At 61.2% G+C, this 12,208-nt stretch carries 12 protein-coding genes; 2 read left to right on the top strand and 10 right to left on the bottom strand.

Annotation, left to right across the window (positions count from 1 at the left end; translation table 11 throughout):
- Nucleotides 1-390 precede the first annotated feature (390 nt).
- Both CFE47_RS29790 and CFE47_RS29785 read left to right on the top strand, forming a co-directional pair.
- A complete protein-coding gene (locus CFE47_RS29790; RefSeq protein ID WP_286842579.1) occupies nt 391-2,034 on the top strand; it encodes an MFS transporter in 1,644 nt (547 codons plus the stop codon).
- A complete protein-coding gene (locus CFE47_RS29785) occupies nt 2,031-3,176 on the top strand; it encodes an HlyD family secretion protein (RefSeq protein ID WP_286842578.1) in 1,146 nt (381 codons plus the stop codon). Before CFE47_RS29790 ends, CFE47_RS29785 begins: the two co-directional genes overlap by 4 nt.
- A 66-nt stretch (nt 3,177-3,242) precedes the next feature.
- On the opposite strand, the gene CFE47_RS29780 is transcribed toward CFE47_RS29785, so the two are convergent.
- The 10 genes from CFE47_RS29780 to CFE47_RS29735 form a co-directional block, all read right to left on the bottom strand.
- A complete protein-coding gene (locus tag CFE47_RS29780; RefSeq protein ID WP_286842577.1) occupies nt 3,243-4,130 on the bottom strand; it encodes an aldose 1-epimerase in 888 nt (295 codons plus the stop codon).
- Nucleotides 4,130-5,410: a TRAP transporter large permease gene (locus CFE47_RS29775; protein ID WP_286842576.1), complete on the bottom strand. Its 1,281-nt coding sequence runs from the start codon at nt 5,408-5,410 to the stop codon at nt 4,130-4,132. Before CFE47_RS29775 ends, CFE47_RS29780 begins: the two co-directional genes overlap by 1 nt.
- 1 nt (nt 5,411) lies before the next feature.
- Nucleotides 5,412-5,939 carry a TRAP transporter small permease gene (locus CFE47_RS29770; RefSeq protein WP_286842575.1) on the bottom strand — a complete coding sequence of 176 codons (528 nt, stop codon included), beginning with the start codon at nt 5,937-5,939 and terminating at the stop codon, nt 5,412-5,414.
- Between the two features lie 67 nt (nt 5,940-6,006).
- Nucleotides 6,007-6,969 (bottom strand): TRAP transporter substrate-binding protein, encoded by a 963-nt coding sequence (locus CFE47_RS29765; protein ID WP_286842574.1) that lies wholly within the window; start codon nt 6,967-6,969, stop codon nt 6,007-6,009.
- Nucleotides 6,970-7,020: 51 nt separating this feature from the next.
- Nucleotides 7,021-7,896, bottom strand: coding sequence for an SMP-30/gluconolactonase/LRE family protein (locus CFE47_RS29760; RefSeq protein WP_286842572.1), 876 nt, complete (start codon nt 7,894-7,896; stop codon nt 7,021-7,023).
- Nucleotides 7,897-7,926: 30 nt separating this feature from the next.
- Nucleotides 7,927-8,745, bottom strand: a complete 819-nt coding sequence (locus tag CFE47_RS29755) for an NAD-dependent epimerase/dehydratase family protein (RefSeq protein WP_185706379.1) — start codon at nt 8,743-8,745, stop codon at nt 7,927-7,929.
- Nucleotides 8,746-8,975: 230 nt separating this feature from the next.
- Entirely contained in the window at nt 8,976-10,238 is a 1,263-nt protein-coding gene (locus CFE47_RS29750; protein ID WP_286842571.1) for an OprD family porin, read from the bottom strand.
- A 178-nt stretch (nt 10,239-10,416) separates the two neighbouring features.
- On the bottom strand, nt 10,417-11,274 hold the full coding sequence (copD, locus tag CFE47_RS29745; RefSeq protein WP_286842569.1) for a copper homeostasis membrane protein CopD: 858 nt from the start codon (nt 11,272-11,274) through the stop codon (nt 10,417-10,419).
- A 3-nt stretch (nt 11,275-11,277) separates the two neighbouring features.
- Nucleotides 11,278-11,643, bottom strand: a complete 366-nt coding sequence (copC, locus tag CFE47_RS29740; RefSeq protein WP_286842567.1) for a copper homeostasis periplasmic binding protein CopC — start codon at nt 11,641-11,643, stop codon at nt 11,278-11,280.
- Nucleotides 11,637-12,104 carry a GNAT family N-acetyltransferase gene (locus CFE47_RS29735; protein ID WP_286842566.1) on the bottom strand — a complete coding sequence of 156 codons (468 nt, stop codon included), beginning with the start codon at nt 12,102-12,104 and terminating at the stop codon, nt 11,637-11,639. The genes copC and CFE47_RS29735 overlap by 7 nt, the downstream gene beginning before the upstream one ends.
- Nucleotides 12,105-12,208: the final 104 nt, after the last annotated feature.

The following is a 12,208-nucleotide window of genomic DNA, read 5'->3' as shown; positions in this document are numbered from 1 at the left end:
TGATCTTGATCTTAGGCGCCCCGTTAAACCACGCTGGCCGAACGCAGGCTTGAATCCGTGGGTAACCCGGCAGGACGCCGGGTTAGCCGCCCCGCGCCATGGATGGCGCGTGGCGGCGGCCCACGGATTCAAGCCGGAGTGAGGGCACACCGAGCCTAAGCGAGGTGCCGAGTGGTGGGGCAAGAGCGTTTTGCTTACTTTTGCGCTTTTCAAAAGTGAGCCGCTGTAAGAGCGGAACCATAGGAGGCCGTTACCCAAACAACGGATATGTACTCCACCTCAACCCCCCAACCCCCCAACTTCACGATGGCAAGATGAACTCCCCTCAGGTTTACTACTCTCTGAGTATGGTTTTACCGACGTCCCCCGTCGGGTCATCTAGGTCAGCGAATGAACAAATACACCCCCCACACCTGGGAACCCCACGAACGCCCCAGCCTGCCGGGTTCGCCGTCGACCCCGTTGCACCCCACGCACAAGCGTTGGCTGTTCGCGATGGTCGGCGTTCTTGTCGCGATCACCGGGGGCTTGGGCAACGCGCTGGTGATCGCCAACCTGCAATACCTGCAAGGCGCACTCGGCGCGACCACCGCCGAAATGGCCTGGCTGCCCGCCGCCTACGTGATGACCAACGTCTGCATGAACCTGCTGCTGGTGAAGTTTCGCCAACAATTCGGCCTGCGGGCATTCACCGAGGTGTTCCTGGTGCTCTACGCGCTGGTGACCTTCGGGCATTTGTTCGTCAACGACCTCAGTTCGGCCATTGCGGTACGGGCCGCCCACGGCATGGTGGGGGCGGCGCTCAGCTCGTTGGGCTTGTACTACATGATCCAGGCGTTTCCGGCCAAGTGGCGCTTGAAAGCGTTGGTATTGGGGTTGGGCACCGCGCAGTTGGCGTTGCCGTTGGCGCGTTTGTTCTCCGAAGATCTGCTGCAAATCGCCGAATGGCGCGGCCTTTATCTGTTCGAGTTGGGCATGGCGCTGATCTGCCTGGGCTGCGTGTTCCTGCTCAAGTTACCGCCGGGTGACCGCTTCAAGACGTTTGAAAAACTCGACTTCCTCACCTTCGCCATCCTCGCCACCGGCGTGGCGCTGCTGTGCGCGGTGTTGTCCCTGGGCCGCATCGACTGGTGGTTGGAAGCACCCTGGATCGGCGTGGCCTCGGCCTGCTCCCTGGTGCTGATCATGGCCGGCCTGGCCATCGAGCATAACCGCGCGAACCCGATGCTGATGACGCGCTGGTTGGGCAGCGGCGTGATGATCCGCCTGGCACTGGCGGTGATCCTGATTCGCATGGTGCTGTCCGAGCAGTCCACCGGCGCGGTGGGGTTCATGCAGATGTTGAACATGAGCTACCAGCAGATGCACACGCTGTACGTAGTCATGCTGGCCGGGGCGATTGCCGGGTTGGTGGTCAGCGCGTTGACCATCAACCCGGCGCACTTGCTGATGCCGCTGGTTATCTCCTTGGCGTTGATGGCAACAGGTTCGGTGATGGACAGCTTCTCCAGCAACCTGACCCGCCCGGAAAACCTGTATATCAGCCAGTTCCTGCTAGGCTTCGGCGGTACGTTCTTCCTGGGGCCGACCATGGTGCTGGGCACCAAGAACGTGCTGACCAACCCGCGCAACCTGGTGAGTTTCTCGGTGATGTTCGGCATTTGCCAGAACCTCGGCGGCTTGATTGGCGCCGCATTGCTGGGCACGTTCCAGATCGTGCGGGAGAAATTCCATTCCAGCATGATCGTCGAACACCTGACCCTGCTTGACCCACGTGTGGCCGCGCGGGTCAGCAGTGGCGGTTCGGCCTACGGCGGCATCATTGCCGACCCCGAGCTGCGCAACTTGATGGGCATCCGCAGCCTGGCCACGGCGGCAACCCGTGAGGCGAACGTGATGGCCTACAACGATGTCTTCATGCTGATCGCGATTATCGCGATGCTGACCATGATCTGGATCTTTATCCGCAGTCTGTGGCTGATGAGCACTACCAAAGCAGCCACTCCCGTTCAACCCAGCGGCGCACCTTCATGACCGAACCTTCAACCACGACCACCACCGCCATTGCTTCCACCCCAGAAGGCAGCACGCCACCGGGTGCTGTGCCCACTCAGTTGCGGCCGTTGCGGGTGCGCATTCTATCGTCCCTGGGCTTTGCCGCGATTGCCGTCGTCGGCGTGCTGATCGTGCTCTATGCCTGGCAATTGCCGCCGTTCAGCAGTGCGGTAGAAACCACCGAGAACGCCCTGGTGCGCGGGCAGGTCACGATCATCGGGCCGCAGCTCGCAGGCTACGTGTTTGAAGTGCCGGTGCAGGATTTCCAGTACGTGAAGACCGGCGATTTGCTGGTGCGTCTGGATGACCGCATCTACAAGCAGCGCCTCGACCAGGCATTGGCGCAACTGGCGGTGCAGAAGGCGTCGCTGGCGAATGTGGTGCAGCAGCGCAACAGTGCCGAGGCCACCATCAAGTTGCGCCAGGCAGCATTGGCCGACAGCGAGGCCCAGGCGCGCAAAAGCACCGCCGACTTGCGCCGTAATGAAGAGTTGATCAGCGACGGTTCGGTGTCCAAACGCGAACTGGACGTGACCCGTGCGGCCAACGCGCAGACCATCGCGGCGGTGGCGCAAGCCCAGGCCAGCCTGGAAATTGCACGGCAGGATTTGCAGACGGTGATCGTCAATCGTGGCTCCCTGGAAGCGGCAGTGGCGAGTGCCGATGCGGCGGTGGAGCTGGCGCGGATCGACCTGTCCAACACGCGCATCACGGCGCCGCGTGACGGCCAGTTGGGGCAGATTGGCGTGCGCCTGGGGGCCTACGTCAACTCCGGTGCGCAGTTGATGGCACTGGTGCCGCCGCAACTGTGGGTGATCGCCAACATGAAGGAAACCCAGATGGACAACGTGCAGGTGGGGCAGCCGGTGACCTTCACCGTGGACGCGCTGAACCACCGCAAGTTTCACGGCACGGTGCAGCATATTTCGCCGGCGACTGGGTCGGAGTTCAGCCTGTTGCAGGCGGACAATGCCACCGGCAACTTTGTGAAGATCGCGCAGCGGGTGCCGGTGAGGATCACCGTCGATCCCGACCAGGAGCAGAGTGAGCGGTTGCGGCCGGGCTTGTCGGTGGTGGTGAGTATCGATACTGCAGGGCGGCTGAAAAACAGCCCGCCTTGACACACCGGGGAGCGAAATGTGGGAGCGGGCTTGCTCGCGAAGGCGGTGTGTCAGGCGACAAATGTGTTACTGACCCTCCGCTTTCGCGAGCAAGCCCGCTCCCACATTTGGCAGGTATTTCAACGTAAATTCGAGGTGGGTCGACTGGCCTTGTTCCAACAGCTTGAGGCCTGGTCTTCCGGCAAGGTGATGCGCATTCACCGGGTGACTCACCGGCTCAACACAAAAGAACCCAAGCCCCGGCGGGCAGAACAACAGGAAGTAGTCCGCGCCGCTCGCGTTACATTCCAGCGAATAGCCAAGCTCCGGCTGCTCGATCACACAATGCCCATCCCACTGGCAAAACCCGTTGTCCACCAACCTTTCCGGCAAGGCCTTTAGCTGCTGAAAATTCCAGTCCTCCGGCAGAGGTGCCAACCCGGTGGGCAGCTTGGACGCATCACTTAGCCAGACCTGTGAAGCGTTGGCCTGCAACCGTGTGCCGGGAGTGCGCGGGAAATAGGGATGCAAGCCTACGCCGTGCCATGCGGCTTTTTCTGCCAAGTGAGTCACCCGCAAGGTGATGCTCAGCTCGCCGTTATCCAACCTGAATCGTTGCTCGGCACGATAGGCAAACGGTGTATCGCACACCACCTCAAGCACCGCTTCATTCGCCGATTGGCTGACCACTTGCCAGGCCTGTTGCCACGCCGAGCCGTGGATCGGCAGCGGGTCCAATGGGCTGTTGGGTGCCAGGGGCAACCAACCCTCGGGGTTGTCAAAACCGCCGTCGCCGATGCGGTTGGACCAGGGGGCCAGCGGATAGCACCCCAGCTTTCCGGGAAGCTGGGCGTGTTCGTCGTTATGGCGCAACAGCGGTTGGCCGGTGGCGAGGACGTACCAGTTGGCGATGCTGCCGCCCACAGCCGGGACCAACGTGAGATGGGTCAGCTTGTCGTTAAGTTCGATCTTCATCAGAGCACCAACCCCGGCAGCCACAGCGACAGTGCTGGAATATAGGTCACGGCCATCAACACCAGAAACAGCACCCCGTAAAACGGCAGCAAGGCCTTCACGGTCTTCTCGATACTGGTCTTACCCACCGCTGCCCCTACAAACAACACCGCGCCCACGGGTGGGGTAATCAGTCCTATCCCGAGGTTCACCAGCATGATCATGCCAAAGTGCACCGGGTCGACGCCGATACCCAGGATCACCGGCAGCAGAATCGGTGTGAGGATCAGAATCAGCGGCGCCATGTCCATCACCGTGCCCAGCAACAGCAGCATGGCGTTGATGCACATCAGGATCACATAGCGGTTATCCGACAGGGTCAGGAACATCGTGGTGATCTTCGCCGGGATCTGCATCAGCGTCATGATGTAGCCGAAACTGGCGGCGAAGGCGATCAGGATCATCACGATGGAAATGGTGCGCACCGTGCGGTGCATCAGTTTGGGCAGCTCGCTCCATTTGTAGTCGCGGTAGATGAACATGGTCACGAAGAACGCCCACAGCACCGCAATCGCGGCGGACTCGGTGGCGGTGAAGATGCCCGAGAGAATGCCGCCGAGGATGATCACCATGGCCATCAGGCCCCAGAGCGCATCGGCACAGATTTTCAGCGCCTGCTTCAAGGGAATGACTTCGCCCTTGGGGTAGTCGCGCTTCTTGGCGAAGATCAGGCACAGCACCATCAGGCACGCGCTCATCAGCAAGCCCGGCACCACGCCGGCCATGAACAGCGAAGCGATGGACACGGTGCCACCGGCTGCCAAGGAGTAGAGCACCGAGTTATGGCTAGGCGGTGTCAGCAGCGCCTGGACCGAGCCGCTGATGGTCACCGCCGTGGCGAATTCGCGGGGATAGCCCCGGCGTTCCATTTCCGGGATCAGCACCGAGCCGACCGAAGCCGTGTCTGCCACTGAGGAGCCGGAGATCGCGCCGAAAAACGTCGAGGCCATGATGTTCACCAACGACAGGCCGCCGCGCACAAAACCCACCAGCACCCCGGCAAACGCTACCAGCCGCCGCGACATACCGCCCTCGGCCATGATCGCGCCGGCGAGCACAAAGAACGGAATCGCCATCAGCGAGAATTTGTTCACGCCGCCCGCCACCTGGATCATCAAGGCCTGGAACGGAATGTCGATCCACCACGCGCCGATCAGCGCCGACAGGCCGAGGGCGTAGGCCACCGGCATGCCGATCAGGATCAAGGCGATAAAGCTGCCCAACAGAATCAATGCGTCCATATCAGGCAGCCCCTTCGTTTTCTTCAACCAGGTCGAAGCGCACTACACGGCGCTGGCTTTGGTCACCGAGCAGGAGTTTTTCCAGCACGAACACCAGGGTCAGCAACCCGCCAATCGGGATCGGCATGTAGGTGATGCCCACGCGCAGGGTGGGGATGGCGCTCATGAACTGGTTCCAGGTGGACAGGCACAACTTGGCGCCCCAGACCGTCATGAACAGGCAAATGGTCGCCATCAGCAATTGGGAGAGGATGCCGACGAGGCGGCGTTGTTGCGGTGGTAGGCGGTCGGTGATCATTGCCACCGACATATGCGCACCGGCGCGGTAGCTGGCGGCGGCGCCGATAAAGGTGAATACCAGCATCAGCAAAATGGCGGTGGGCTCCGGCCAACTGGAGCCGGTACCCAGGATGTAGCGGGCGAAGATGCCCCAGGGGATGATCAGCGCGACCCCCAGGACGGAGAGGCCGGCGACCCAGATGCAGGTCATGTACAGGCGGTCGTTTACGCGCAGCAGTAGATTCTTCATGGCGTTCACCGTAACCGGGCGCGTCAGTGCGGACCGCGCCGGGCCTTGCTAGGGAGGAGGGGGAGTGTTACTCGACGGCGTCGATGCGCTGGATGATGTCGGCGTACGCCGCACCGTATTTTTCGCGAGTCGAAGCGGTCGCCTCATAGAAAGGTTTTTTGTCGACGGTGATGAACTCCACGCCCGCCGCCTTGAGCTTGGCCTCGCTGCTGGCGGACTTGGCGTCCCACAACACACGCTCATCGGCCTGGGCGACCTTGGCGGCATCCTTGACCATGGTCTGCTGCGCGGGGCTGAGTTTGTTCCAGGTGATTTTCGACATCACGATGGGTTCGGGCAGGATCAGGTGCTCGGTCAGGGTGTAGTACTTGGCGTTTTGGTAGTGGTTGTGTTCGAGCAGGGTCGGCGGGTTGTTCTCTGCGCCGTCGATGACGCCGGTCTGCAGGGCGCTGAAAATCTCGCCGGTATCCATGGCAATGCCGTTGGCACCCATGGCATTGAATGCGTCGATAAACAGCGGGTTGCCTTGCACCCGCACCTTCATGCCCTTGAGGTCGGCGATGCTGCGCACCGGTTTCTTGGTGTAGATATTGCGCGTACCGCCGTCCATCCAGGCCAGGGCCACCAGGCCGAACTCGGAGTCGGTGATCTTGGCGAGGATTTCATCGCCGATTTCGCCGTCGATGACTTTGCGCATATGTGCCTGATCGCGGAACACGAACGGCAGGTTGAACACGTTCACGTCCGGCACCACCGGCCCGACGATGCCCAGGCTGACCCGGGCCATCTGGATGGCGCCGACCTGGGCCTGTTCGACCACTTCCTTCTCTGAGCCCAGCACGCCGCCGGGGAAGAACTTGAAGGTCAGTTCGCCATTGCTGGCTTTGGTCAGGGCGGCGCCCATGTTTTTCTCGGCAACCACGGTGGGGTAGCCATCGGGGTGGATGTCGGCGAACTTGATTTCCAGTGCCTGGGCGGCGCTGCTGAGGGTGATGAATGCAGCGGCGAGCAAGGTGCGTTTGAAGTCCATTGGGTGTGTCTCCTGTCTTGTTATTTTTGTATTCAAGGCACAGCGATGCGGCTAGACGGTGAAGCGGGGTTCGGGGAGTCCTTGGACGCCGGGATTGAGGGCGAATACGCCGCCGGACAGGGACTGCTCACTCTGGTCGTCACGGATCGAGGTGACGAACAAGGTGTCCAGCCGACTGCCGCCAAAGGCGCACATGGTGGGTTTTTTCACCGGCACGGTGAGGGAGCGGTCGAGGCGACCGTCAGGGGTGAAACGGTGGACCAGCCCGGCGTCGTTGGCGCAGATCCAGTAGCAGCCATCGGCGTCCACCGCCGCGCCGTCGGGCCGGCCGAGGTATTGGTGCATGTCCACGAACACCCGGCGATTGGACGGCGTACCGGTGTCGATGTCGTAGTCGAAGGCCCAGATCTGCTGCACCAAGGGGTGTGAGTCCGAGGCATACATCGTGCGGCCATCGGGGCTGAAGGCCAGGCCATTGAGCGTGATGAAACCGCCCAACTCGGCATGCGGCGCGGCCCCTGCCGCATAGCGGTAAAGGGTGCCCTCGGCCGCATTCAGGCCCATGTTCAGCACCATGCTGCCCGCCCAGAAACGACCCTGGCGATCACAGCGGCCATCGTTCAGGCGCATGTCCGGGCGTGGGTGTTGGATACCGGCCAAAGGCGTGGTATCGAGGCTGCCGTCGTTGTGCGCGGTGAGTTGGAAAAAGCCGGTCTCCATCCCGGCAACCCAGTTGCCCGCTGTGGTGCGGGCAATGCAGGCGAGCATTTGCGGGGCCTTCCAGGCTGCGACGTGGCCGCTGGCAGCGCTCCAGCGTTGCAGGCCGCCGTTGGGGATGTCTACCCAGTACAGGGCGTTTTCCTCGGGCACCCACACCGGGCATTCGCCCACGGCATTGCGGGCGTCGACAATCAATTCAGCAGTCATTGGCACTCATTCCCTTGGGTGGATGCGCACTCAGTCACCGAACGGCCCGGCCGCGCAGAACGCACCGCCCTGATACACCTTGGCCGGGTCATCGGCGGCCACCGGTGGCTGGGTTTCGACTTGGGCACGGAACACTTCGGAGTTGTCCTTGGGCGCAAAGCCCAGGTGCGCGGCGTAGCGGTTGTCCCACCAGGTGTCGAGGTTGTCCGACATGCCGTAGACCACGGTGTGGCCGACGTTGGGGGTGTACAGCGCGCGTTCCAGCAATTGGGTGAGGTCATCGAAGCTCAGCCAGGTGTGCATCATCCGGCGGTTCTGCGGTTCGGGGAACGAGGAGCCGATGCGGATGCTCACGGTCTCGATGCCGTAGCGGTCGAAGTAGAAACTGGCCATGTCTTCGCCGTAGGACTTCGACAAGCCGTAGTAGCTGTCCGGGCGGCGTTGGGAGTGGGCGTCGAGTTTCTCGCCCTGTTTGTAGAAGCCGATCACATGGTTGGAGCTGGCGAAGATCACGCGCTTGACCCCATGGCGGCGAGCGGCTTCGTAGATATGGAAAATGCCGCTGATATTGGCGCCCAGCACTTCTTCGAAAGAGCGCTCCACCGACACGCCGCCAAAGTGCAGGATGGCGTCGACGCCTTCCACCAAGTGGTGCACGGCTTGTTTGTCGGCGAGGTCGCAGGGTTGCACTTCTTCGGAGTCATCGGCCGCTGGCGCCATGTTGGCGATGTCCGACAGACGCAGTACCTGGGCGTAAGGGCGCATGCGCTCGCGCAAGACTTTGCCCAAGCCGCCGGCGGCACCGGTGAGCAGCAGGCGGTTGAAGGGGACAGGCGTGGTAGTGGTCATTGAAGTTCCAGTCTTTGTTGTAGGTTGTCGTATGACTTGATCGAAGTATCGTTAGAGATTCCCTGCGTTGTCAACGCTCCTCCAGACAAATGAGATCAAATGTGGGAGCTGGCTTGCCTGCGATTGCGCAGGGTCAGTTAGGACATCTTGGTCTGACACACTGCTATCGCGGGCAAGCCCGCTCCCACATGGGCCTTGTGGTGTTCGTGGGAGCGTGCGGGGCCTTGAATCTACAGCAGCGAAATCGGGTAACTGATAAAGATCCGATTCTCATCAAATTCATTGTTACTAAAATCCCGACGCATGGTCGCGTTCCGCCACCGCACGTTCAGGTCCTTCAACGCGCCACTCTGCACCGTGTACGCCAGCTCCGACTCTCGCCCCCATTCCTTGCCATCGGTAATCGCTCCTGTGTGCACATTACTGCCGCTGATATAGCGGTTCATCATGGTCAGCCCCGGAATGCCGAGCACCACGAAGTTGAAGTCATGCCGCACCTGCCAGGATTTCTCCTTGGCGTTGTCATAGCTGGCGTTGTAGCTGTCGTTGGCCAAGGTGCCGCCGCTGGTGCCATTGACCTTCATCCACGCGCTGTTGCCGGTGAGTTTCTGCAGGCCAACATAGAAGGTGTTGCCGTTGTACTTGGCCGAGAGCAGGGCAAACGCGGTCTTGTTGTCGAGGTCGCCAGCGAGGGCGCTGCCGTCTTCCTTGCCGTTGAAGAAACCGAGGTTGGCGCCCAGGGTCCAGTCGCCCACGGGCTGGCTGTGGGTGAGGTTGAGGTACTGTTGCTGGTAGATATCGGTCAATTCGGCGTACCACACACCGACTTGGGTGCGCTTGTCGTTGAAGGTGTATTCGCCGCCGCCGAAGTTGAAGCGGTCTGAAGTAAACGCAGCTTTGCCGTTCATGAACATGTCTTCCATGCTCGCGTCGTTGCGGGGGCTGTTGCCGCGGAACTGGCCGCCGTAGAGCGTAAGGCCAGCGATTTCGTTGGAGGTGACCTGCCCGCCACGGAAGGTCTGGGGCAGGGAGCGACCATCGTCGGAGCGCAGGATCGGCAGTACCGGCATCCATTCGCCGACCTTCAGTTCGGTCTTCGACAGCTTGGTTTTCAGCGCCACGCCCAGGCGCCCGAAATTGTCTGCGGGCCGGCCATCACTGTGCACCGGCAACAGTTGCGTGCCAGCGGTGCCTTTGCCGCCGTCGAGCTTTTGCGAATACAGGCCGAGCACATCCAGCCCGAAGCCGACCGTGCCTTGGGTGAAGCCAGACTTGGCGTCGAGAATAAAGTTCTGCGTCCATTCTTCGGCCTTGGCTTGGGGGTTGGTCGGGTTCGTGAAGTTGCGATTGAAGTAGGCGTTGCGCAGGTTGAGCGTGGCCTTGGCATCGTCGAGAAAACCGTCGGCCTGGGCACTGAGGGGGACGGTGACGGCCAGGCTGCCGAGGCTGATCAAACCGAGACGTGCGCAGGAATTGCGGGCGAATTGACTCACAGTGAAGCTCCCTTTTTTGTTGTTTTTATTATTTGTCGTACGTCGTCGTACAACATTGAGGGCGATATTTGCGGGGATTTTGGGCGGTGTCAAGGGGAAGTTATACGATGACTTGGTCGGGCTCATCCAACGCAAGCACGATCAATGGGGGAGCTGGCTGCATTTCAAAGGGGAGAGCTCAGTTGGTCATGACCATCGGGGGCAGGGTGCCCAACAGCGAAACAGCAGCGACGGCAGAAACCCCCAGCAACCACTCCACCATCACACTCGCCTTCAAACTGCCCAGGCGCTCTTCACAACGCTCAATCCGCAACCGGTTCAGCAACGCCAGCGCCAACATCCCCAGCACCAGCAGCACCTTGATCAACAGGATCAGCGCAAAGCCGCTGAACAACGGTGTGGGCCAGAATTGCCCAGTCAGCACCCGCACGTTGATCAACCCCGTGACCAGCAACCCCGCCACCAAGCCATACCCCACGCCACTGAATCGACGCAGGATCGACTCCACTGCATAGCCGTGCGGTTGGCGCAGGACCAACACCAGCAGCATCAAGCCACCCAGCCATGCGCCCACGCTGAACAGATGCACCACTTGGTTAAGAATCAGCAATTGCCCGCTGAGCCCGTTCAGCATGGCGCCATGGCCGACGGGGGCCAGGGTCGCCAACAGCAGCGCGATCACGGGCAGGCGCAGCACAGGCCAGGGTTTGACCAGCGCTATCACCAGCAACAGGTTCAGCAGCAGATGCCACACCCACACCTGGCCAAAAAATGTCTTGCCCAGCACCAACTGCACTGTCGCCAGATGCAGCGCAGCATTCCAACTGCCAGCCATGCTGGCGGTGATCAACAGTAGCCACGTCACGCCAGACACCAGCCCAATCCAGGCCAGAGCACGGGTGATGCGCAGCAATTGCCGGTCCAGCACTGGCTGAGGGGCTGCTCCGAGCAGCAGGGGCCTGAATACACAGGCCCCGAACATCAACAATACGACGATGAAATGCACGAAGCGGCAGAGCACCAACAGGGTTGCCATGGGTTATTGGCCGACCTTGAAGCTGTATTCGCCGTTGCTTTTGTGGGTATCGACCGACACCGCGTCCCACACCACTTTGTAGGTACCAGCGGCCAGGGGGGCTGCCGGCGTTACCACCAGGGTTTTCTTGTCGGCATCCGGGGTTTCCAGGCCCTTGATGGCGACTTCGGTGCCGTCCTTGCTCAGGGATACCTTGGTAAAGGTAGCTTCGACGCCTTCGCTGAAGGTCAAGCGCAGGTCGGCGGGGGCTGCGACGGTGCTGTCGGCGGCGGGGATGGCGCTTTTCAGGTGGGCATGGGCAAACGCCGCCGAGGCGCCTAGCAGGGACGCCAGCAGCGCGACGGTCGTCAGTGTCTTCTTGATCAACATTGTTCAGTACCTTCAGGTGAGGGAGTCGGTAAGGCCATGTGCAACAAGGGAAAGGGTTTGCCCTCGCCATCCAGCGGCGAACGCGCGACCTGAATAAAACCATAGTGCAGGTAGAAGCCCACAGCCTGTGGGTTTTGCTCGTTTACGTCGACGGTGAGCGTGTCGTGACGGGCGCGGACGTGGTCCAGCAATTGCCGGCCAATGCCCTGGCCCCGTCGATCGGGGTCGATAAACAACATTTCCACATTGCTCGCACCCGTGGCGATATACCCGGCGATACCGTTCTGGTCTTCATACACCCACACCTCCAGGGCGGGCATCGGCAGGTAGGTGTCCCGTACCAGAGGCAGCAATCGCTGGATATCATCCTCGGGCAGGAAGGCATGGGTGGCGCGTACCGAGCGCTCCCACAGTGCGCCCAGCACTGGGTCGTCGGCGGCCACGCGAGGTCGAATAGTCATTGCAATGATCCTTCATAGGGACCGCGATCCTAACCAATCCGATTTCCACGGGAAAGGTTCGCGTCAGAAGTTTCATTATGGCCTGTCGCCGCGATCTAGAGCCG

Source organism: Pseudomonas sp. PGPPP1 (assembly GCF_002255865.1).
GTDB classification, from domain to species: Bacteria; Pseudomonadota; Gammaproteobacteria; order Pseudomonadales; family Pseudomonadaceae; genus Aquipseudomonas; species Aquipseudomonas cremoris.
The sequence above is the reverse complement of the archived record's forward strand: the minus strand, read 5'-3'. Positions and strand labels throughout refer to the sequence as shown.

What these genes read in the sequence shown, in the direction of transcription:
- CFE47_RS29765 (WP_286842574.1), bottom strand. Translation starts at nt 6,969, where the DNA reads ATGGACTTCAAACGCACCTTGCTCGCCGCTGCATTCATCACCCTCAGC.
- CFE47_RS29760 (WP_286842572.1), bottom strand. Translation starts at nt 7,896, where the DNA reads ATGACTGCTGAATTGATTGTCGACGCCCGCAATGCCGTGGGCGAATGC.
- CFE47_RS29735 (WP_286842566.1), bottom strand. Translation starts at nt 12,104, where the DNA reads ATGACTATTCGACCTCGCGTGGCCGCCGACGACCCAGTGCTGGGCGCA.
- CFE47_RS29785 (WP_286842578.1), top strand. Translation starts at nt 2,031, where the DNA reads ATGACCGAACCTTCAACCACGACCACCACCGCCATTGCTTCCACCCCA.
- CFE47_RS29775 (WP_286842576.1), bottom strand. Translation starts at nt 5,410, where the DNA reads ATGGACGCATTGATTCTGTTGGGCAGCTTTATCGCCTTGATCCTGATC.
- copC (WP_286842567.1), bottom strand. Translation starts at nt 11,643, where the DNA reads ATGTTGATCAAGAAGACACTGACGACCGTCGCGCTGCTGGCGTCCCTG.
- CFE47_RS29755 (WP_185706379.1), bottom strand. Translation starts at nt 8,745, where the DNA reads ATGACCACTACCACGCCTGTCCCCTTCAACCGCCTGCTGCTCACCGGT.
- CFE47_RS29790 (WP_286842579.1), top strand. Translation starts at nt 391, where the DNA reads ATGAACAAATACACCCCCCACACCTGGGAACCCCACGAACGCCCCAGC.
- CFE47_RS29780 (WP_286842577.1), bottom strand. Translation starts at nt 4,130, where the DNA reads ATGAAGATCGAACTTAACGACAAGCTGACCCATCTCACGTTGGTCCCG.
- copD (WP_286842569.1), bottom strand. Translation starts at nt 11,274, where the DNA reads ATGGCAACCCTGTTGGTGCTCTGCCGCTTCGTGCATTTCATCGTCGTA.
- CFE47_RS29770 (WP_286842575.1), bottom strand. Translation starts at nt 5,939, where the DNA reads ATGAAGAATCTACTGCTGCGCGTAAACGACCGCCTGTACATGACCTGC.